The sequence below is a fragment of the Nocardioides sp. YJ-D4 genome (assembly GCF_054031495.1).
Window position 1 is genome coordinate 4,063,254 of record NZ_CM132932.1, and the last position, 19,512, is coordinate 4,082,765.

Annotated in this window: 22 protein-coding genes; 10 read left to right on the forward strand and 12 right to left on the reverse strand. The window is 69.0% G+C overall.

Annotated elements, in window-relative coordinates; translation table 11 throughout:
* The first annotated feature begins 6 nt into the window (after window positions 1–6).
* The 3 genes from ACW14X_RS19525 (at window position 7) to hemG (ending at window position 3,279) form a co-directional block, all read left to right on the forward strand.
* Window positions 7–1,341 carry an MFS transporter gene (locus tag ACW14X_RS19525; RefSeq protein WP_160027114.1) on the forward strand — a complete coding sequence of 445 codons (1,335 nt, stop codon included), beginning with the start codon at window positions 7–9 and terminating at the stop codon, window positions 1,339–1,341.
* Window positions 1,341–1,838, forward strand: a complete 498-nt coding sequence (locus ACW14X_RS19530; RefSeq protein WP_160027116.1) for a flavin reductase family protein — start codon at window positions 1,341–1,343, stop codon at window positions 1,836–1,838. Before ACW14X_RS19525 ends, ACW14X_RS19530 begins: the two co-directional genes overlap by 1 nt.
* Before the next feature lie 136 nt (window positions 1,839–1,974).
* Entirely contained in the window at window positions 1,975–3,279 is a 1,305-nt protein-coding gene (gene hemG / locus ACW14X_RS19535) for a protoporphyrinogen oxidase (RefSeq protein WP_457163006.1), read from the forward strand.
* Between the two features lie 3 nt (window positions 3,280–3,282).
* On the opposite strand, the gene ACW14X_RS19540 is transcribed toward hemG, so the two are convergent.
* From ACW14X_RS19540 to ACW14X_RS19560, 5 genes are all read right to left on the reverse strand, one after another.
* Window positions 3,283–3,918, reverse strand: coding sequence for a protein TPRXL (locus ACW14X_RS19540; protein ID WP_160027120.1), 636 nt, complete (start codon window positions 3,916–3,918; stop codon window positions 3,283–3,285).
* Window positions 3,911–4,528: a hypothetical protein gene (locus tag ACW14X_RS19545; protein ID WP_457163007.1), complete on the reverse strand. Its 618-nt coding sequence runs from the start codon at window positions 4,526–4,528 to the stop codon at window positions 3,911–3,913. The genes ACW14X_RS19540 and ACW14X_RS19545 overlap by 8 nt, the downstream gene beginning before the upstream one ends.
* A gap of 23 nt (window positions 4,529–4,551) precedes the next feature.
* Window positions 4,552–5,760 (reverse strand): hypothetical protein, encoded by a 1,209-nt coding sequence (locus ACW14X_RS19550; RefSeq protein ID WP_457163008.1) that lies wholly within the window; start codon window positions 5,758–5,760, stop codon window positions 4,552–4,554.
* Window positions 5,761–5,772: 12 nt separating this feature from the next.
* Window positions 5,773–6,069, reverse strand: coding sequence for a flagellar protein FlgN (locus ACW14X_RS19555; protein WP_160027126.1), 297 nt, complete (start codon window positions 6,067–6,069; stop codon window positions 5,773–5,775).
* Between the two features lie 196 nt (window positions 6,070–6,265).
* A complete protein-coding gene (locus ACW14X_RS19560) occupies window positions 6,266–7,186 on the reverse strand; it encodes an alpha/beta hydrolase (RefSeq protein ID WP_457163009.1) in 921 nt (306 codons plus the stop codon).
* A gap of 71 nt (window positions 7,187–7,257) precedes the next feature.
* Between ACW14X_RS19560 and hemQ the strand changes: the two genes are divergently transcribed.
* From hemQ to ACW14X_RS19580, 4 genes are all read left to right on the forward strand, one after another.
* Window positions 7,258–7,977 (forward strand): hydrogen peroxide-dependent heme synthase, encoded by a 720-nt coding sequence (hemQ, locus tag ACW14X_RS19565; RefSeq protein ID WP_160027130.1) that lies wholly within the window; start codon window positions 7,258–7,260, stop codon window positions 7,975–7,977.
* A 157-nt stretch (window positions 7,978–8,134) separates the two neighbouring features.
* The gene (locus ACW14X_RS19570) at window positions 8,135–8,842 is read left to right on the forward strand and encodes a WXG100-like domain-containing protein (protein ID WP_457163010.1); all 708 of its coding nucleotides are present in this window, start codon (window positions 8,135–8,137) and stop codon (window positions 8,840–8,842) included.
* 9 nt (window positions 8,843–8,851) lie between these two features.
* The gene (locus tag ACW14X_RS19575; RefSeq protein WP_160027134.1) at window positions 8,852–9,445 is read left to right on the forward strand and encodes a Tox-REase-5 domain-containing protein; all 594 of its coding nucleotides are present in this window, start codon (window positions 8,852–8,854) and stop codon (window positions 9,443–9,445) included.
* A gap of 83 nt (window positions 9,446–9,528) precedes the next feature.
* Entirely contained in the window at window positions 9,529–10,224 is a 696-nt protein-coding gene (locus ACW14X_RS19580; RefSeq protein WP_457163011.1) for an Imm52 family immunity protein, read from the forward strand.
* A 21-nt stretch (window positions 10,225–10,245) separates the two neighbouring features.
* On the opposite strand, the gene ACW14X_RS19585 is transcribed toward ACW14X_RS19580, so the two are convergent.
* The gene (locus ACW14X_RS19585; RefSeq protein ID WP_457163012.1) at window positions 10,246–11,532 is read right to left on the reverse strand and encodes a uracil-xanthine permease family protein; all 1,287 of its coding nucleotides are present in this window, start codon (window positions 11,530–11,532) and stop codon (window positions 10,246–10,248) included.
* 103 nt (window positions 11,533–11,635) lie between these two features.
* Between ACW14X_RS19585 and ACW14X_RS19590 the strand changes: the two genes are divergently transcribed.
* Together ACW14X_RS19590 and ACW14X_RS19595 are read left to right on the forward strand one after the other, a co-directional pair.
* Complete coding sequence (locus tag ACW14X_RS19590) at window positions 11,636–12,406, forward strand: LLM class F420-dependent oxidoreductase (RefSeq protein WP_160027140.1); 771 nt, start codon at window positions 11,636–11,638, stop codon at window positions 12,404–12,406.
* A gap of 25 nt (window positions 12,407–12,431) precedes the next feature.
* Window positions 12,432–13,253 (forward strand): hypothetical protein, encoded by an 822-nt coding sequence (locus ACW14X_RS19595; protein WP_457163013.1) that lies wholly within the window; start codon window positions 12,432–12,434, stop codon window positions 13,251–13,253.
* 4 nt (window positions 13,254–13,257) lie between these two features.
* Here the strand turns inward: ACW14X_RS19595 and ACW14X_RS19600 are convergent, their stop codons facing one another.
* From ACW14X_RS19600 to msrB, 3 genes are read right to left on the reverse strand one after another with little or no spacing between them, the layout of a single operon-like run.
* On the reverse strand, window positions 13,258–14,148 hold the full coding sequence (locus ACW14X_RS19600) for an aminotransferase class IV (RefSeq protein WP_160027144.1): 891 nt from the start codon (window positions 14,146–14,148) through the stop codon (window positions 13,258–13,260).
* Window positions 14,148–14,876 carry a sulfotransferase-like domain-containing protein gene (locus tag ACW14X_RS19605; protein WP_160027146.1) on the reverse strand — a complete coding sequence of 243 codons (729 nt, stop codon included), beginning with the start codon at window positions 14,874–14,876 and terminating at the stop codon, window positions 14,148–14,150. Before ACW14X_RS19605 ends, ACW14X_RS19600 begins: the two co-directional genes overlap by 1 nt.
* Before the next feature lie 18 nt (window positions 14,877–14,894).
* A complete protein-coding gene (gene msrB, locus ACW14X_RS19610; RefSeq protein ID WP_350715251.1) occupies window positions 14,895–15,299 on the reverse strand; it encodes a peptide-methionine (R)-S-oxide reductase MsrB in 405 nt (134 codons plus the stop codon).
* 96 nt (window positions 15,300–15,395) lie between these two features.
* Between msrB and ACW14X_RS19615 the strand changes: the two genes are divergently transcribed.
* The gene (locus ACW14X_RS19615; RefSeq protein ID WP_160027150.1) at window positions 15,396–15,836 is read left to right on the forward strand and encodes a cysteine dioxygenase; all 441 of its coding nucleotides are present in this window, start codon (window positions 15,396–15,398) and stop codon (window positions 15,834–15,836) included.
* On the opposite strand, the gene ACW14X_RS19620 is transcribed toward ACW14X_RS19615, so the two are convergent.
* The 3 genes from ACW14X_RS19620 to ACW14X_RS19630 form a co-directional block, all read right to left on the reverse strand.
* Window positions 15,837–17,132 carry a GNAT family N-acetyltransferase gene (locus ACW14X_RS19620; RefSeq protein WP_457163014.1) on the reverse strand — a complete coding sequence of 432 codons (1,296 nt, stop codon included), beginning with the start codon at window positions 17,130–17,132 and terminating at the stop codon, window positions 15,837–15,839.
* Window positions 17,133–17,172: 40 nt separating this feature from the next.
* The gene (locus ACW14X_RS19625) at window positions 17,173–18,057 is read right to left on the reverse strand and encodes a DUF4349 domain-containing protein (protein ID WP_457163015.1); all 885 of its coding nucleotides are present in this window, start codon (window positions 18,055–18,057) and stop codon (window positions 17,173–17,175) included.
* A 124-nt stretch (window positions 18,058–18,181) separates the two neighbouring features.
* The gene (locus ACW14X_RS19630; protein WP_457163016.1) at window positions 18,182–19,447 is read right to left on the reverse strand and encodes a hypothetical protein; all 1,266 of its coding nucleotides are present in this window, start codon (window positions 19,445–19,447) and stop codon (window positions 18,182–18,184) included.
* Window positions 19,448–19,512 lie beyond the last annotated feature (65 nt).

A 19,512-nucleotide genomic window follows, 5' to 3' on the forward strand; every position in this document is an offset into this window, starting at 1 on the left:
ACGCGCATGTCTGCAGCGACAGCCAACCCGAAGCGGGTGGCGCTGGCGGCCTCGGTCGGCGCCACCATCGAGTGGTACGACTTCTTCCTCTACGGCACCGCCGCCGGCCTCGTCTTCGACAAGCTCTACTTCAACGGGCTCAGCGGCACCGCGGCGACCTTCGCCTCCTTCGGCACCTTCGCCGTGGGGTTCCTGGCCCGCCCCGTCGGAGGCCTGATCTTCGGCCACTTCGGCGACCGGATCGGTCGCAAGACCATGCTGATCTGGACGCTCGTGATCATGGGAGTGGGCACCTCGCTGGTCGGGCTGCTCCCGACGTACGACTCCATCGGGGTGCTCGCTCCGATCGCACTCGTGGTGCTCCGGATCCTGCAGGGGATCGGCGTGGGCGGTGAGTACGGCGGCGCGGTGCTGCTGGCCACCGAGTACGCACCGGCCGGGCGCCGCGGGCTCTACGGCAGCTTCGCGCACATCGGCGTCCCGGGTGGGCTGGTGCTCGCCTCCGGGGCGTTCGCGGTGGCGTCGCAGCTGCCCGACGCGGCCTTCCTGGCGTGGGGATGGCGGGTCTGCTTCCTGATCTCGATCGTGCTGCTCGCCATCGGTGCCTGGATCCGGCTCTCGATCATGGAGACGCCGTCGTTTCAGGAGGTCCAGGCCGAGAAAAAGGTCTCCAAGCTGCCGGTCGGGGAGCTCTTCCGGCGCCAGCCGCGCACGCTGCTGCTCGGGATGGGGACGCGGTTCGTGGAGGGGTTCACCTACAACCTCTACTCGGTCTTCCTGCTCTCCTACGCGGTGGCTGACGCGGGGCTGAGCCGGTCGGTGGTGCTCAACGCGATCATGGCCGGCGCGCTGCTGGGGGTGGTCATGACCGTCGTCTCCGGGGCGCTGAGCGACCGGTTCGGACGGCGCCCGGTCTACACGGTCGGGGCCGTGCTGGGGCTGGTGATCGCCTTCCCGGTCGCGGCCGCGGCGCAGTCCGGCGCGGTGGTGCCGTCGGTCGCCGCCTTCGTCGGCGGGCTGGGTCTGGTCTACGGCACCGTCTACGGTCCGCTGGCGGCGTTCTGGAGCGAGCTGTTCGACACCCGCTACCGGTTCTCCGCGCTCAACGCGCTCTACCAGATCTCAGGAGTGGTGGCCTCCGGGCTGACGCCGCTGATCGCGGCCGCCCTGGTGGCGCTCTCCGACGACCGCTCGCTGTGGTGGGTGGCCGGCTACAACGTCGTGGTCGCCGTGGTCAGTCTGACCTGCATGTGGCTGCTGCCGGAGACCCGTGGCGAGAGGCTGCGGGACACGGCGGTGGACGAGGCGCGGGCAGTGCCCGCGAGAGAGGTGGTGGCGTGATGACGAGTCCGCTGCGTACGAATCAGGATCTCGACCCGGCCGCGTTGCGGCAGGCCTTCGGGGTCTTCCCCAGCGGGGTGGTGGCCGTCGCCGCGGTGGTCGACGGCCGTCCCGTCGGCCTGGCCGCGTCGTCGTTCACCTCGGTGTCCCTGGACCCGCCCCTGGTCTCCTTCTCCGTGGCCCGGACCTCGAAGACGTGGCCCGACCTACGGCGCTCCTCGCACCTGGGCGTCACCGTCCTCGCCGAGCACCACGGCGAGGTCTGCCGCCAGCTCGCCGGCCCCGTCGACTCCCGCTTCGACGGCCTCGTGGTCAGCTCGTCCCTCGACGGAGCCCTCACCCTCGACGAGGGCCTCGCGCAGTTCGACTGCACGATCTACCGCGAGGTCGAGGCCGGCGACCACATCGTCGTACTCCTCCAGCTCCACGCCGCCGACCACGGCGCCGGCCAGCCCCTCGTCTTCCACCGCTCCAACTTCGGAAAGCTGGCCAGCTGACCCCTCTCGCCGAGGCGTCAGGTACGTCGGCCGGGACGGCACTCACGTCGGCCGAGTGGGCACTTCGGTGCCATCTCGGCCGACCGCGGTGACGCCTCGGCACTAGGAGCGACCACGGGGATGGGAGACTGCTGCTGTGCGTGTCATCGTCGTCGGAGCAGGGATCGCCGGGCTGACCGCGGCCCGCGATCTGTCCCTGAAGGGCCATCGGGTCACGGTGCTGGAGGCGTCCGACCGGGTCGGCGGAAAGATCCGCGGTGAGTCCGTGGCCGGGCAGACGGTCGACGTCGGCGCCGAGGCGATGCTCAACCGCCGGCCGGAGGGCGTGTCCCTGGCTCGTGAGGTTGGCCTCGACGTGGTCCACCCGACCGAGGCGAAGTCGTCGATCTGGTCCCGCGGCGCGCTGCGGCCGATCCCGCGGTCGATCATGGGCGTGCCCCTCGACCTGGCCGCGCTCGAGTCCTCGGGGCTTCTCTCGGAGGAGACCTTGGAGGTCGTACGCCGCGAACCCACGCTCCCGCCTGCGAAGACGGACGAGGACGTCTCGGTCGGTGACTTCATCGCGTCCCGGTTCGGGGACGAGACGGCCGACCGGCTGGCGGAGCCGCTGCTCGCGGGGGTCTACGCCGGCCGTGCCCGCGCGATCTCGGTGAAGGCGGCTGCGCCGCAGCTGTTCATGCTGGCCGAGAAGGGGTCGCTGCTGGAGGCTGCGGCCGCGCTCCCGAGCTCGACGGTCCCGGTCTTCGCCGGGATCGACGGCGGCATGTCCCGGTTGACCGCGACCCTCGCCGATGGCCTCGACATCCGACTCGACACCCAGGTCGACACCGTCACCCGGACTCCGCAGGGCTTCCTGATCGAGACCGGCGACGAGGTGGAGGCCGCCGATGCCGTGGTCGTCGCGACCCCCGCTCCGGTGGCCGCGAAGCTGCTCCGCTCGACCGCGCCCTCGGTGGCGCGCGAGCTCTCCGGGATCGAGACCGCGAGCGTCGCCGTGGTCACCTTCGCCTTCCCCGACCTCCCCGCGGAGCTGGCCGGCAGGTCCGGGTTCCTCGTCCCGCCCGTCGAGGACTGCGCGATCAAGGCCTCCACCTTCTCCTTCGCCAAGTGGGCCTGGGTGGGGGAACGCGGCAACTACCTGCGTACCTCCATCGGGCGCCACGGCGAGCCACCCTCGGACGACGACGACCGGCTCGTCGCCGACTCCCTGGCGGCCTTGGAGCGGATCGCCGGCATCACCGCGAAGCCGAACGACGTGCACGTCCAGCGCTGGACCGACGCGCTCCCGCAGTATCCCGTCGGGCATCTCGACAGGGTCGCCCGGATTCGGCAGGGCCTCAGAGCGGTCCCGGGCCTCGCTCTCGCCGGCGCCTCCTACGACGGCGTCGGGATCCCCGCCACGATCGGCTCGGCCCACCGCGCCGCCGCGGACATCAGCTGATCCTCAGGCCGGCACCCACCGCAGCGTCGAGACACAGACGTCCAGCGCGAGCTTCCACGCCAGGAACTTCTCATCGGTCGCCGCCATGTCCATCGGCCGGGCGATCGTCGCGGTCAGCTGGAGCCCCCGCCGCCGCTTCGAGCCGGGGACGGGTGTCATGTAGACGATCGTCGTCGCGACCACCGGCTCGTCGCCCTGGGCGGTCTTGGTCGACTCGCGCTCGTACCTGATGAACCGCTTGTCGCCGAACAACGGCTTCGCGCCGTGGTCACGGATGATCGCGGCGACGTGGGTGTCGAGGGTCCCGCCGCTGTGCGCGTGGAACGTCGTCGCGACGATCGCGCCGGGAATGATGGCGAGGCTGTCGGTCTCGGCGGTGGCGGCGAAGTAGGCCTTGACCTGATGCTGCTTCATGAGCGCGTACGCCTGATCGAGCTGCACCCGCATGGAGGCGTGGAGCTCGGGCCTGTTGATGCTCATGAAGCGCTTCTTCAACGCCGCGTCCATCGCGGCCCGGTCTGCCTCGCCCGGGGAGTGTCGTTCCCAGCCGGGGAGGAGCCTCAGCTCGAACTCCGGCTCCTTGGTGCCGCCGAGCAGTTCGCGTAGCGAGGACTGCGGGGCGGGTGCTGCCTCAGACAAAGGACGAGTCCTCCCAGACGTCGAACGGGTCGCTCAGCATGCCGGGGACCGGCTCTGCCGAGAACGGGGTGCCATCGGGGCGTACGACCTCGAGCTCGGCGAGGAAGAGCGGCATGTCCGCGATGGTGAGACCGAAGATCTCGGGTGCGCCTGCCTCGACGACGACCATCACGCTGATCTCCTGTGTCGAGAAGACGAAGATGCCGGTGAGGAACTCGACGGTCTCACCGTCGATCTCTCCGGTCCTGGACGCGAGACATCTCAGTCCGGGACCGAGAGCGGCCCCGGCGTACTCATCGACGTCGAAGCCCTGCTGTCGCCACTCCTCGGGCGAGGTCGGCTCGCCACCCCCGAGTACGACCCTCACCCGGCTGACGACGGGCGCGGGCAGCGGCCAGTGGAGCATCGCGGCCAGCGTCCCGGGGTGGAGGTCGCCGGCGAGGTGGTGGGCGAGCAGGGCACGCGCGCCGGGGTCGACCTCGTCGGTCCACTCGCCGTCCCAGGTGTCGCGGAGCGAGGCGAGCACGTCCTCGACCCACGTCTCCGCACCCGAGGTGTCGAGCTCGCCCGCGTTCGGGACCCAGATCCATCGCTCCGATGGCTGGGCCATCTCAGCTTCCCACGTCTCCGGCATCATCCCTCCGAGGGCTGTGCGCTCTGCTGGTCATTGGTGCGCCGCTCGTTCAGCGCCTGGCTCGTCGAGGTGGTGCCGTACCACTCGCCTGCCCACTTCCCCAGGCCGCTGAGCCCGTCGAAGCCGGCCCCGACCTTCTGGCCCCAGGTCCCTGTGCGTATCCCCCCGTAGATGGCCATCCCGGTAGCGATGTCGGAGCCGCTCATGATGCCCACGGGAATGTCCTTGGGCGCCTTGAACGGGTTGGCCATCCAAGCGGCCCTGGTCCGGGGGACCTCCCTGAAGCCGGTGGAGATGGAGAGTGCGGTCTTGAACTTGGCGCCGAACGTGACGTTCACGGGAGGTGGGTTCAGGGGCGCCGCTCGTTTCAGGGCGAAGTTTCCGTAGCCTCGTCCGGCCGCGCCGGCGGTCTTCCCGCCGGAGGCGGCACCCTTCCCCATCGCTGTCCAGGCCTTCCCGATCTGGCCGAGCTTTCCGAAGGGGAGCACCGCGAGAACCGCTAGGAGCACGTCTGTCACCTCGCACTTGCCGGCTGACGCCTGGACGATCTTGCCGATCAGCACCAAGGCGCCGAGGGCGAATCCGATGACGGCGACGATGCCACCGAGGAAGAGCCCGGCGATCATGAAGACCATGGCGATGGCCTCGAGAATGTTGATGAGGAAGCCAAAGATCTCCCAGAAGCCGTCCTTGATGCTGCCGGCCATCTCGTTGCCGATGCCGTTGACGGCGAGGTCATAGGCGTCTTCCCAGGTGTCGTACTGGGCGTCCCAGCTCTCCGCGTCGTCCTGCCATTCGTCGTACGCGGCTTTCTTCGCCTGCCCTTCGGCGTCGTCCTCGTCGCGGTCTCCCGGAAGCCCCTCGTAGGTGGTCCACTTGTCCGTGCAGGACTCGACCAGCGGTCCCATCTTGGCCTGGATCTCCCCGAGACTCTTGCCGTACGCAGCGATCAACGGCCCGACGGGCGTGTACAGCTCGCTGGCCTCCCGCAACGTCTCGTAGGAGGACCCGATCTTGTCCTGAAGCTCAGCGACGGCCTTTCCCTGCATCTGGCCGTCGGCCAGCTCTCCGGTGGCGATCTGCTCGAGCACGGTGGCCGCCTCGGACATCTGCACGCCGAGCTCTTCGATCTTGTTGCCGCGAGCGACGATCACCGCCGAGTCGCCGGTGACGGGTTGGATCTCCCGCCCCTTGGGTGACTGATCCATGACTCACTCCATCTATTTCTGCTGGAACAGGAGAGCCGTCTCGCTGTCCCAGTTCTGGAAGCCCTCGACGACGCCCTTGATGTGGTCGCGCACGTCGGACAGCTCGTCCTTGAGATCGTTGCGCTTCATGTCCCAGCGCTGTTCGAAGTCGTCGGCCTGGCTGCGCAGCTCGCCGCGGCGGAACGGGTTCCCGATGGCGCCTTCGAGCGCGTCGGCATTGCCGACCGCGTGGTCGAACTCGTCGATGATCGAATCCAGCTTCTTGACCGTCTGATCAAGAGTCTCGATCTTGATGGAGACGTCTGGCATGTCGCTACGCCTTTCCGTGTGCGCAGGGCTCGCCGAGGACTCGCGAAAGCGCTCTCAGTCGCAGGCGAATGGGGGGATCCAGGTGGCGCACAACCCGAGACAACCTGGCGACGGACACCTGGGTGGAACGTTACAACACGGCCCGGCGCCGAGGGTTAACAAACTCCTAAGCGAATGTAGAAAGCTCCTGATGATCTCACCGCAGGAACTCGATGATCCCGTCGAGAGCCTCCCGAGCAGCCGGCGCGACGCCGGGGAGCGACATGAACCCGTGGAACGCGGTGTCGTAGTCCACGAGCGAGACCGACGTCCCGGCCGCACGGAGGACCTCCGCGTACCGCGTGCCGTGGTCGCGGATCGGGTCGTGCAGCGCCGTGATGATGTGGGCCGGCGGCAGGTCGGCGTGCGAGGCAGCACGCAGGGGAGAGGCCTGCCAGGACTCGTCCCCGTAGCGCTCGCCCATGTAGAGATGGCCGAAGGTGCTCATCTGCGTCGAGGTGAGCACCGGCCCGTTGGCGTTGGCCGCCTCGGAGGGGAACTTCTCGTACATCTCCACCGCCGGGTAGATCAGCACCTGAGCCCGCACCGACGGCCCACCCGCATCACGGGCCATCAAGGACACCACCGCTGCCAGGTTGCCGCCGGCGCTGTCGCCCATCACCGCGATCCGCGACGGATCCCCACCCAGATCGGCGGCGTTCTTCGAGACCCATTCCAAGGAGGACCAGGCATCCTCGACCGCAGCCGGGAACGGATGCTCGGGTGCCAGCCGGTAGGACGGCGCGATCACGATCGACCCGGTCCCCGCGGCCACGTGCGAGGAAACCCACGCGCTCTGCTCCGGCGTCCCGAGACACCAGCCGCCGCCGTGGTAGTTGATGACCACCGGTGCGCCCTCGCTGACGCCCGGAGGCGTGTAGATCGCGAACCGGCGCCCGTCGACGTACGTCTCCTTGATCTCGACCTCCGCGGGACGGCCGAAGAGGTACGCGGTGACCGGCCCGGTGCGGAGCCCCTCGCGCTGGGCGCGCAGGGCGATCATCTCCTCGGCGTTCAGCGGTGTCTTGACCAGGCGCTCCTGGAGGAAGGCGAAGATGCGGGTACGCAGCGGCAGCATGCCCACACCCTAGAGGCCGGAGGATGGAGCCCGACGCGGATCGGCGACCGGCGGTAGCGCAAAATAGGGGCATGACCGACCCGCAGGCCGACATCAAGTCCAACGCAGCCAAGATCAACGAGCTCAACGACACGATCCGCTACACGATGTGGTCGGTCTTCTCTCTCGAGGAGACGCTCGGCGATGCCGACCGCAAGGCCGAGGCGGTCGAGGTCGAGGAGCTCTTCGCCGCCTTCGCGGGCGAGGACATCGTGGTGCGTGGCACCTACGACGTGGCCGGCCTGCGCGCCGACGCCGACGTGATGTTCTGGCTGCACGCCGACTCCTCCGACAAGCTGCAGTCGGCCTACCACCGCCTGCGCCGCACCGCCTTCGGTGGCCGGCTCGTGCCGGTCTGGTCGCAGATGGCGCTGCACCGTCCGGCCGAGTTCAACCGGAGCCACCTGCCCGCGTTCCTCGCCGACGAGCGCACCCACGACTACGTCGCGGTCTACCCGTTCATCCGCTCCTACGAGTGGTATCTCCTCGACGACAAGGAGCGCCGCCGCCTGCTCGCCGAGCACGGCCAGATGGCCCGCGACTACCCCGACGTCCGGGCCAACACCGTCCCGTCCTTCGCCCTCGGTGACTACGAGTGGATGCTGGCCTTCGAGGCCGACGACCTCTCCCGCATCGTCGACCTGATGCGCCACCTCCGCGGCTCCGAGACCCGCCGTCACGTACGCGAGGAGGTGCCGTTCTACACCGGTGCCCGCGTCGAGATCGGCGACCTCCTGGAGCGCCTTCCCTGACGCATCCCTGACGGGTCGGACATCTCGGAAATTCACTGTCCGGCCCGGTACGTCTCCACTACTCTTTCCCGTCGCGGTGGCCGTGCTCGGGTTCGTGTGCCGATCCCGTCACGTCTGCTGAACATCCACGTGACCTTGGGAGGGCAGAGACGTGGGGATGACCATCCCTGGGGAGTTGGACTTCGTTCTCGACCTGCTCGGCTATGAATGGCCGAACGTCGACGAAGATGCGGTCCGCGACGCCGCGCAGCTGCTGCGCGGGCTGGAGTCGGACCTGCGCAGCACGCTCGATGAGCTGGAGATCCGGGTCAACGAGCTCGGTGACGGCGCCAAGGCGCAGTCGGTGAATGCGCTGATCAGGGCATGGACAGAGAACCGTACGGCCAACATGGACGCGGTGCTCGATGCGCTGCCGGAGGTGGCGAACGGGATCGACATCCTCGCCGATGCGATCGTCGGCCTGAAGGTCAAGGTCATCGCCGAGCTGACGATCACCGCGGCGCAGATCGCGGCGGCGGCCGCGACCGCGGTGGTGACGGGCGGCCTCAGCGTGGTCGGCAACGCAGCGATCATCGCCGCTCGGAAGAAGGCACTCGACATCGCCACCGACATCGCGATGGACGAGGTGATCGGCCAGGTCGCGAGCATGGTGATCGAGCCGCTCACCGGAACGATCACCGAGCTCGCCATGTCGATCGCAGAGGCTCCGATCGTGACCGACGGAGAGGCGACGGCGGGGACCCATCTCAGCTACGACCTGATGGAGCAGATCGCCACGGCACTCAGCGACTGCGGCGCCGACCAGTACGACCTGTGTGCGACCTTCGCTGCCGATGTGTCCGCCCTTCCCCTCTTCGCCTCTTAGGAGACAGCTATGGCCAAGCAGATCGGCGACGTCGCCAAGGAGGCCTTCGACAAGGTGGGCGAGGTCCTCACCGAGGTCGGGGATTCGCTCAAGAAGAACGCGGACGACGTCGCTGACGACATTCGGAAGCAGGCGGACGCTCGGCGTGAGCTGGACGGCAGGCTGGGACCCGGTGAATGGAAGCCCGTCAATCGGAACCACAAGTTCCTCCAGCAGAAGCTCGGCGCCGAGTTCGAGCGCCAGGTCACCGGCAAGGACGACGGGCTGGAATTCTGTCTTCGCGGATCGATGGACAACGAGGTCAAGTTCGACGGAATTCTCGACGGCAAGCTGATCGAGACCAAGCACGGTTACGGGAAGATGATCGACTCGTGGGGATATCCCAACGGTGCCAAGGAAAAGGAATGGCTCGATCAAGCTTTGCGCCAGGTTGATGCGGCGGGCGACACTCCGGTTGAGTGGGTCTTCTCGAACAAAGAGGCCATGGAAGCAGCGCGGACCCTCTTCGAGGACTTCGACCTGCCTATTTCCGTCAGGCACCAGGAGTTCGTCAATCCGCCCAGTGATTGGGACGGCTGGAATGCGCCGAAGAGCAATGGATGAGTCTCATTTCGTCACGATGGCGAGCCGGCGGCGGTCGAGGGTGACGGCCGATACGAAGAGGGAGCGGTGATACGGTCATGAGCGTGGATGAAGAGCTGATCGCGCGAGGATTCTGGGGCCCACGCCAGGAGACCCCTGAGCAGGTTGCCGAGGAGTTGGGCGCATTCATCGCAGGCCTGGACGAGGCCTTCGGCGAGAAGATCTCGTGGTCCTCACCCGCGATGCCGGGAAAGCCGCTTGAAGAGCCGGATAACGCTCTGAAGGCGATATCCGACGCATTTCGTGAGAATACGGATGCTCCGAATCTCGGGATCAGCCAGGCTTATCGGGGGCGCGGTGGTCGAGTCGTGGTGGCTATCACCTTGATGGTCGGCGGATATACCGAGTCTGCCAAGGTGCGCAACAGCATCGTGGTGAAATGGCGTGGTACCGATATCGCGCCGTTCGCCGGCCCGGTTCTTCGTCAGCTCGCCTCTGCCTGGGACCCGGATTGGGCCGCGGTGACCTCGCGGTCGCTCAACGAGGCTCTCGCCGAGGTGCAGCCGGTCGGAAAGCCGGGGCCCAAGCTCGGATATCTGAACTACCTCTCCGATGGCAGGGCGCAGGCCCTGCCCGGGGGCATGGACAAGCACCTCGAGAAGCTCGACAACGGCGGTATCGTCATCGGCTCGGGTGAGGGCGACGGCTTCCTGTCCGTGGAGAAGGTCACCGAGTTCGCCAAGGTGCTCCGGCTCAGCGCGGCCTTCTCCCCGACGCCGACCGATCGCAGCAAACTCTGAGCGAGCCCTGGGCAGCCCGGCTCAGCGGCGGCCTCGCAGCCGCGCCAGCGCGCTCATCCCGTGGTAGATCACGACCGCGGCGATGGTGCCCAGCGCGATGCCGGTGAAGGTGAGGTCGCCGAAGGTCAGGGTGAGGTTGCCGATCCCGATGACCAGGGCGACGGCGGCGGTGAACTGGTTGACCGGGTCGGCGAAGTCGACCCGGTTGTCCAGCCAGATCCGGATGCCGATCAGGCCGATCAGGCCGTAGAGCGCGACGGTGATGCCGCCGAGGACGCCGGCAGGGATGGTGTTCAGGAGCGCCCCGAACTTCGGAGACAGCGACAGCAGGATCGCCACCACGCCGGCGACCCAGTAGGCGGCGGTCGAGAAGACCCGGGTCGCGGTCATCACGCCGATGTTCTCGCCGTATGTCGTGGTCGCCGAGCCGCCGAAGCCACCGGCGATGGTGGTGGCGAGGCCGTCGGCGAACAGGGCTCGGCCGGTCTCGCGGTTGATGGTGTCGTCGCCCGCGAGGTGGGCGACGCTGCGTACGTGGCCGACGTTCTCGGCGACGAGGACGAGCACGACCGGCAGGAACATGGGCACCACTGACCAGGACACGGTCGGGGTGGAGAAGTCGGGCAGCCCGAACCAGGCGGCCTCCTGGAACGCCGAGGTGTCGATCTGGCCCATGACCAGCGCGGCGAGGTAGCCGACGACGACACCGACCAGGATCGAGAGCCGAGCGATCAGGCCGCGGAAGGCGACGGCCACGACCAGCACGGTCGCCAGGGTGATCGCGGCGACCAGCACGGCGCCGTTGTCGGGGTTGGCCGGGTCACCACCGACCACGTTGTTGGTCGCGGCCGAGGCCAGGTTGAGACCGATCAGCGCGACGATCGCCCCGGTCACCACCGGCGGCATCAGCACCTCGATCCACCCGGTGCCGGTGACCATCACGATCACGCCGACCAGCGCCAGCAGCGCACCGGTGACCAGGATGCCGAAGAGCGCCGATCCCATCCCGCCACCGCCCATCGCGGCCCCGATCGGTGCGATGAAGGCGAACGAGGAGCCGAGGTAGCTGGGCAGCCGGTTGCGCGTGATCAGCAGGAACAGCAGGGTGCCGAGGCCGGAGAAGAACAGCGTCGTGGTCGGCGGGAAGCCGGTCAGCAACGGCACCAGGAACGTGGCGCCGAACATCGCGACCACGTGCTGGCCGCCGAAGCCGATCGTCCGGGGCCAGCTCAACCGCTCCCCGGGCTTGACGATCGCCCCTTCGCGTACGTTCTTGCCGTCATCGTGCAGATCCCAGCCGAGTCGCATCTCGCACCCTCTTCAGCTCTCGTACGGCGCGGTTCGCCGCCTGCCGAACGATAGGGCCGATTCGCGCGGGGACGGAAGCCAGGCGCTCCGTAGGGTTGGACACATGACGATCCGAATCGGAGTCCAGATCCAGCCCCAGCACGCCGACTATGCCCAGATCCGCGAGGCCGCCCGCCGCGCGGAGGAGATCGGCGTCGACATCCTCTTCAACTGGGACCACTTCTACCCGCTCTACGGCGAGCCCGACGGCAAGCACTTCGAGGCCTGGACCATGCTCGCGGCCTGGGCCGAGCAGACCACGCGCGCCGAGATCGGCTGCCTGGTGACCTGCAACTCCTACCGCAACCCTGAGCTGCTCGCCGACATGGCCCGAACCGTCGACCACATCTCCGATGGCCGGCTGGTCTTCGGGATCGGCTCGGGCTGGTTCGAGCGGGACTACACCGAGTACGGCTACGACTTCGGCACCGCCGGGTCGCGCCTCGACGCGCTTGGCGAGGCGCTCCCGCGCATCGAGAAGCGCTGGTCCGAGCTCAACCCCGCACCCGTCCGGAAGATCCCGGTCATGATCGGTGGAGGCGGGGAGAAGAAGACCCTGAAGTACGTCGCGAAGCATGCTGACATCTGGCACTCCTTCTCCGACGTGGAGACCCTGGAGCGCAAGCGTGGCGTGCTCGCCGGCCACTGCGAGGCGATCGGCCGTGACGTGAACGAGATCGAGATCTCGACCGCGGCCGACAGCGCCGAGGCCGCGAAGCCGCTCTACGACGCCGGTGCCCGGCTGTTCACCTACGGGGTCGGCGGTCCCGACTACGACCTCAAGCCGCTGGAGGACCTCGTCGCCTGGCGTGACAGCCAGTCGAGTGCAACTTAAGCCTCGCCTCGGCCGTCTACAGGTCATGTGGCGATATGGGTGGGTGCTGCTCCTCGCGGCGGCGAGCGCTTGTGGGAACGACCAGGTGCTCGACCCTGCCGCGGGGAGCGGCACCGTCCGCTCCACGGGCTCCGTGACGGTGCTCGACGACGGCGGTGGGCCGCAGCTGTGCCTCGGGGCTGTCGCGGAGTCGATGCCGCCACAGTGCGAGGGGCTCGAGGTGACCGGCTGGGACTGGGCCGACCATCCCGAGCACGAGGAGGCCGGAGGCACCCGCTGGGGCGACTTCCAGGTCACCGGCACCCTCGATGACACCACGTTCGCCGTGACCGACGCGGTGCCGGCCGACGATGCGTCGGTCGCGCCGGAGGAGGAGGTCGTCGACTTCAGCAGCCCGTGCCCCGAGCCCGAGGGTGGCTGGAAGGTGATCGACCCCGAGCGGACCACGTTCGAGACCCAGGAGGCGACCGTGTCCGCCGCCCACCGGCTGCCGGGCTACAGCGACCTGTGGCTCGACCAGACCCGGGTGGAGCGTCCGATGAACGACCCCCGCAAGCTCATCCTCAACGTACGCGTCACCGGTGACCCCGCCGCGGCCGAGAAGGAGCTGCGCAAGACCTGGGGCGGGATGCTCTGCGTATCGCGTGCGACCGTGTCGCAGGAGGAGCTCGGCGACATCCAGGACGAGCTCGCGGACCAGCCGCACTACGTCGGCAGCGGTCTTTCCCGTGGTGCCGTCCACCTGCGCGTGCTGCTCGACGACGGCAGCCTCCAGCAGCGCCTCGACGAGAAGTACGGCAAGGGCACGGTCGTTCTCGAGAGCGCCCTCTTCGAGCGGGTCGGGTGAGGCGTCAGGCGACGACCGTCCCGGTCGTCGCCTGCAGATCCGCGTACGCCTTCGAGAGCTGCTGCGTCATCGGCCCGCGCTCGATCGGCCGGCCGTCGAGGGAGACCACCGGGGTGAGCCCGCCCATCGTGCCGGTGACGAAGGCCTCGTCGGCCGTGTGGGCATCGGTGAGCGAGAAGTCGCCGACGTCCACCGGCAGGCCCAGCTCGGCGGCGAGGTCGAGGACGGTGGCGCGGGTGATCCCCTCGGGGCACGCACGGGTCGTCGACGTGCGCAGCACGCCGTCGCGTACGTGGAAGAAGTGGGTGGCGTTGGTCTCGGCGATGAAGCCGGCGTCGTCGAGCATCAGCGCGTCGTCGGCGCCCGCGTTGGTGGCCTCGACCTTGGCCAGGATCGAGGGGATCAGGTTGTTGTGATGGATCTTCGGGTCGAGCATGTCGGCGCGCGGGCGGCGCTGGGCCGCGGTGATCAGCGTGATCCCGGAGTCGTCGTAGACCGGTGACTTGAACTCGGCCAGCACGATCAGCGTCGGACCCGACTGGTTGAGCCGCGGGTCCATGCCGGAGGTGATCTTGACGCCGCGGGAGAGCGTCAGCCGGATGTGGACGTCGTCGTGCATCTCGTTGGCGGCCAGGCACTCCCGGATCGCCTCGGTCATGTACGCGTCGGAGGGGATGTCCGAGAAGGCGAGAGCCCGCGCCGAGCGGCGCAGCCGCTGCAGGTGCTCGTCGAGCTTGAAGATGCGTCCCCGGGTGAGCCGCAGCCCCTCCCAGACGCCGTCGCCGCCCTGAGCGAGCGAGTCGAACGGCGAGATCCGCGCCTCCAGGCGGTGGCTGAGCTCGCCGTTGATCCAGACCTGGAGGTGGTCGTTGCGGGGGTCATAGGTCTGCAGCATCAGTCGCCGTTCTTGATATCGGGGGCCATGTCATAGGGGGCGAGGCGATCGTAGTAGGGCAGGCAGCGCTCCAGCAGCGGCTCCAGGCGCGCGGGCAGCGGGTCGGCGGCGCCGGGGGAGGAGGCGGCGAACCCGGTCGAGGCCCACACCCCGGAATACCAGTGCGGGGCCCACACTCCGTCGGAGTCGCGGCGGCCGGCCGGCCACGACAGCATCGCCTCGTCGAAGCCGATGCCCAGCGCCTCGCACAGCCCGACGAGAGCCGCCCGCGGCGAGGCCAGGATCGAGGCGGCATCGACCACCGGCCCGCCGAACTCCTCGAAGAGCGCCACCTGCTGCGGCAGTCCGAGGTCCTCGAGCGTCGGCTCCTCACGGACCTTGGCGTACGAGGTCAGCACCCGCTCCGGGTCCCGGACCAGGAACGCGTGCGAGAGTCCGGCGAAGGCGCCGTGGTCCATCTCCGGGAGCAGGTGATGGGTCATGTGCTTCTGGTACTGCACCGCCGACCCGACCGGCCCGGAGGTGATCTCCTCGGCCACGACCCGCCAGTCGTTCGGCTGGGAGGCGAGGACATCGTCACGGCCCGGGTGATCGAGGCCCGTGGCCGCGAGGTAGGCGGCGTACAGCGGCTCGTCGAGGACCGAGCAGTCCGGCCGGTTCTCGAACGAGCGCATCAACGCCGTGGAGAGGTTTCTCGGTCCTGACCACATCGCGATCCGCACAGTCACGGCGCAACGCTAGCCGGATCAGGCCTCGTCGGCAGGCTCCAGCGAGATCGAGATCGAGTTGATGCAGAACCGGTCGCCGGTCGGGGTGCCGTAGCCGTCGGGGAAGACGTGGCCGAGGTGGGAGCCGCAGTTGGCGCAGCGGACCTCCACCCGGTCCATCCCGTGCGACTTGTCCTCGATGTACTCGATCGTGTCGCTGATCGGCTGGTAGAACGACGGCCAGCCGCAGCCGGAGTGGAACTTGGTGTCCGACTCGAACAGCTTGGCCTTGCAGGCCTTGCACGAGTAGACGCCCTTGGTCTCGGTGTCGGTGTATTCACCCGTGAACGCCCGCTCGGTGCCCGCCTGGCGCAGCACCGCGTACTCCTCCGGCGAGAGCTCTGCTCGCCACTCCTCGTCGGACTTCTCCACGTTGTAACCCATGGTTGAAATGGTACGTCTGGGGTGGGAGCACAACTCCATTGCCAAAGTCGAGTCATCTACTATACTTAAACCACGACGCTTCTGGAGGAGGCCACCTTGACCGCACTAGCCATGCAGCCCCTGCTGGACGCCATCCGCACCTACGCCGACGACGACCTGGTCGCGCGGGTGCAGGCGCCCGAGACCGGGCGCGAGTTCCACCTGCTCCACCGCGACGACAAGGTCGAGGTCTGGCTGATCGCCTGGTCGCCGGGTGCCAGCACCGGCTTCCACGACCATGGCACCGCGACCACCGCCTTCACCGTGCTCGCCGGCAGCCTGGTCGAGCACAACTGGCTCGGTGGCCTGCAGATCGCCGATGTCGGCCCCGGCGACGCCCGGGCGCACGACGCCGGCCACGTCCATGACGTACGCAACGTCGGCTCGCACCCGGCGATCAGCCTGCACGCGTACGCACCGAGGCTGGACGCGATGCACCGCTACCACTTTCGCGGCGACCGGATCAGCCTGATCGGCGCCGAGCCCGGACGCCCCTGATCAGAAGCCGGTGATGCAGTAGGGCAGCGGGCCGCCGTCGGCCATCGCCGCCCAGGTCTCGATCGCCTCGGGCGAGCCCGTGATACGCCCGGCGGCCGCCAGGGTGCGTACGTCGACGCCGCCGAGGTAGAGGGCGCCGAGGGTGTCCGCGGCGAGCTCCACCGTCGGGGCGGCGTCGGTCCGGGTGACCTCGGCCTTGCCGTCCGCGACCGCGACTCGCCAGGCACCGGCAGCGTGTCCGAGCTGGTCGTCGATGCCGAGGACGACCTCGCCCGCGGCGTACCAGGGTCGTGCCTGCAGGGCCACCGGCACATCGAGCACGCGCAGCCACAGCATGTCGTCGAGCTCGGCGCTCTTGACCGCGAACGGCTCGGCGAGCGCCCAGTAGAGCGGGTCCTGCAGCGGCGCCCGGCGCCAGCCGACCCGCTCGACGAGGTCGATGTCGGCGAGGAACCGCCACAGCCGCAGGTAGGCCGCCGGGGTCAGGGCCACCAGATCGACGACCCGCGCCATCCGCAGGCCGGAGTCGTTGCGCTCGTCGGCGGTCTTGTAGATCGCGTAGCCGTCGGGCGTGCCGGAGGCGTCCAGGTGCAGCACGGTGCGCTGCTTCGACTCGCCCTTCGAGTCGCCGCCGAAGTCGTAGGCGCTGGAGAGCCACGGCTCGTAGAACTGCGGCCGGGTGACCGATCCGCGGGTGCGCTCCTGGAAGGTGCCGTAGATCTCGGCGACCGTCTTCCAGGCGTCGGCCGGCTCGACCAGGGTCACCGAGCCGTCGTCTTCAGGCACCTCCGGGCGGTAGCGGAACTTCGCGGTGACGTCGACCTCGACCTCGCGCAGATGGGTGGCCGTGCCGAACCCGAAGCGGCCGTAGATCGACCCTTCTGAGACGGTCAGCGCCGCCAGCGGTACGCCGGCCGCGACCGCGTCGGCCAACGACACCGTCATCAGTTTGCGCAGCAGGCCCTGCCGCCGGTGGGTCGGGGAGACGGTCACGTCGCTGATCAGCAGCGTCGGCAGGCTGACGCCGCCGCCGACGTTGACCGGCGAGGTCCAGGACGAGAACGTCGCGACCGGGATCGTGGCCGAGGAGAACTCCGAGTTCTCCGTCCACGCCCCCAGCAGCGTCACCGAGTCGGAGCGGGTGTGGTCGCGCCAGACCTGGATGCCGTCGTCGTTGCCTCGGGACTGGTGGAAGCCACGCCGCGTGCCCTCGTACCACCCCCTCAACAGGGCCTCGTCCCCGTCGAAGGGGTCGAGGCTGCGGAAGACGAGGCCGGGGTGCTCGAGCGCGCTCATGGTCAGAACGTACGCCGCCGAGCACCCCGATCTCGACTGGTTATTCCTCCGCCGGGCCGGTGGCCGGCACGGCGGCCGGCACTGTCGCGACCACCTGCTTGCGGCGTCGGGAGAGGAGCCAGACGGGCGCGATGAGGAGCAGGAGGACCGGCGTCCACGGGATGATGGCGCCGAGCGCGACCGCGAGGACACGGGCCGAGTCGCCCAGCGCGTCCCACCCGGCGCTCAGCCCGGCCAGGAAGCCGGGGTCGTCGTCGGAGGAGCCGCCGGGACCGGCACGGTCGATGTTGACCGTGATGGTCGACAGCGACGTCTGGTTCTCGAGGGCCGCCTGCTGGGCGAGCAGCGAGTTGAGGTCGGCCTCGCGACGGGCGAGCTCGGACTCGATCGCGATGACATCACCGATCCTCTCGGCGCGGGAGAGGAGCGTACGGATCCTCTCGATGCTCGTCCGGGCGTTCTTCACCCGCACCTCGGTGTCTACGACCTCGGTGGTGACGTCGGTGGTCGTGGTGTTGGAGTCGACCAGCGTGGCGGTGTCCTCGAGGTCGGCCATCGCGTCGTCGAACGACTTCGACGGGATCCGGAGGACCATCCGGGCATGGCTCGGTCCGTCGTCGTCGCTGTCGCTGGTCTCCTGCTCGGTGACCTGACCGGCGTACCTGTCGGAGATCTGCTGCACCTGCGTACGTGTCTTGCCGACGTCCTTCGCGTCGAGAGAGACCGAGCCGGTGGAGATGATCGATGGTTGCGTGACGGCCTGCTTCGGTGCCGCGGCGTCCGCATCCTGCGCGGCCATCTCCGGGCCGGCCGCCTTCACGGCCGATGAGTCGGCCAGCGACTCGACCGAGCCGGAGTCGGCGGAGGACCCGCCCGATCCGTCCGACCCGCCGCATGCGCCGAGGGCGAGGATGCTGACAATCACAAGGGCCGCACCCGAGATAGGCCTGACCTTTGCTGTTTTCATGCCCTCAGTACGCCCGGGGGCATGAAAACGGTGCGGGAGACGGCTAGTTCCTTCGAGCCATTTCCTTCGGGCCGTCTCCGGATCAGCTCGTCGCCGCAGCCGCCACGAGATCGAGGGTCTGGGCCACGATGTCCGCCCGCATGTCGGCCAGCGGTTCGCCGCTCGCGTCCCCGTTGAGGACCGGTACGTGGATGTGACCCTGCTTGGTGTCGGCCTGGAGTGCGTCGCGGAGGGCGGTGGTGCGGTAGGCCGACTCGTTGGACAGGTAGTCACCACCGCCACCGGCGACCGCCGTGGAGCCCGGCGTCGGGTCCTCCCGGGTGACCGGCGCGGTCGATCCGGCCGGGATCTCGGTGATGATCCGGTTGATGTTCACCGGGAAGGTGCCGGGCACGGCCGCCTTCATCGCCTCGACCGGCAGCGTGGTCCGGGTCCACTGCGGCTGCGGGTCGGCATGAGGGACGTCCTCGGGAATCGGGATCGTCTCGTTGACGCTGACGCGGTCGTTGTCGGGGAAGGTGCCGCGATGGGCGCCGTTCCAGACCTCCAGGTCGAAACGGCCCGCGCGGCCCTGGCTGATGGTGATGGCGGTGTCCACGTCCCGCTTGCCGGGGACCAGGTGGGGCAGGAAGGCGCGCTCGACGCTGCCCTGCGCGAACGGCCCCCACAGCACCGGGAACACGACGGTCTGGATCTCGACGGGACCCTTCGCCGTCTGGACGACGCGCCCGTCCATCGCCAGCGCCGTCGCCCCGGACGCGTTCGACTGGCGGATGTTGCGATCGAGGGTGAACGGGTCGAAGCCGGAGGCCAGCACCTGCCGTGACCGGCCGGACTCGCCGCGGGCGAAGCCGGTGGACTCGATCCCGCGCGAGCTCCGGTCGAAGGCCGCCAGCACCTTGTCCCGGGCGTCCTCGGACCAGGTCCGGTACGCAGGAGCGACTCGCGCGATCTCCAGCTCGGCCGCGAGCCGGGCCCAGTAGAGCGGCCGGTCGTCGCTGCGAGGCAGGTCGCCGCCGGCGTCGCCGCGGCCCTGCACGCGGTCGACCGCGCGCTGCCACAGCGCCTGGCCGGCGAGCCGTGCCGCAGCGGTGGCGGCCCTGCTGCTGCCGGCCTCGCAGACGACCGTCCTCACTGCCCCGGCGACGTCGTCGAACCCGGAGCGGGCCAGGATGTCGCTCACCGTCGGGTCGGTGAGCCGGGTGTGCTCCACCCGGGTGTCGGGCGAGGCGACGGTCCCGCAGGCCGGGGTGGTGCTCGCGGTCGCGGGAGCGCCGGTGAGGCCGAGGGTGATGGCGGCGGCCAGGGCCGCCGCGGCGGCGGTCAGTGCCGTGGTTCGAGTCGACATGTGGGGGTCCTCCGAGATCGTGGCGGTCGCCGTACGTTGGAGCGGATCATGCCGGTCCCACGACG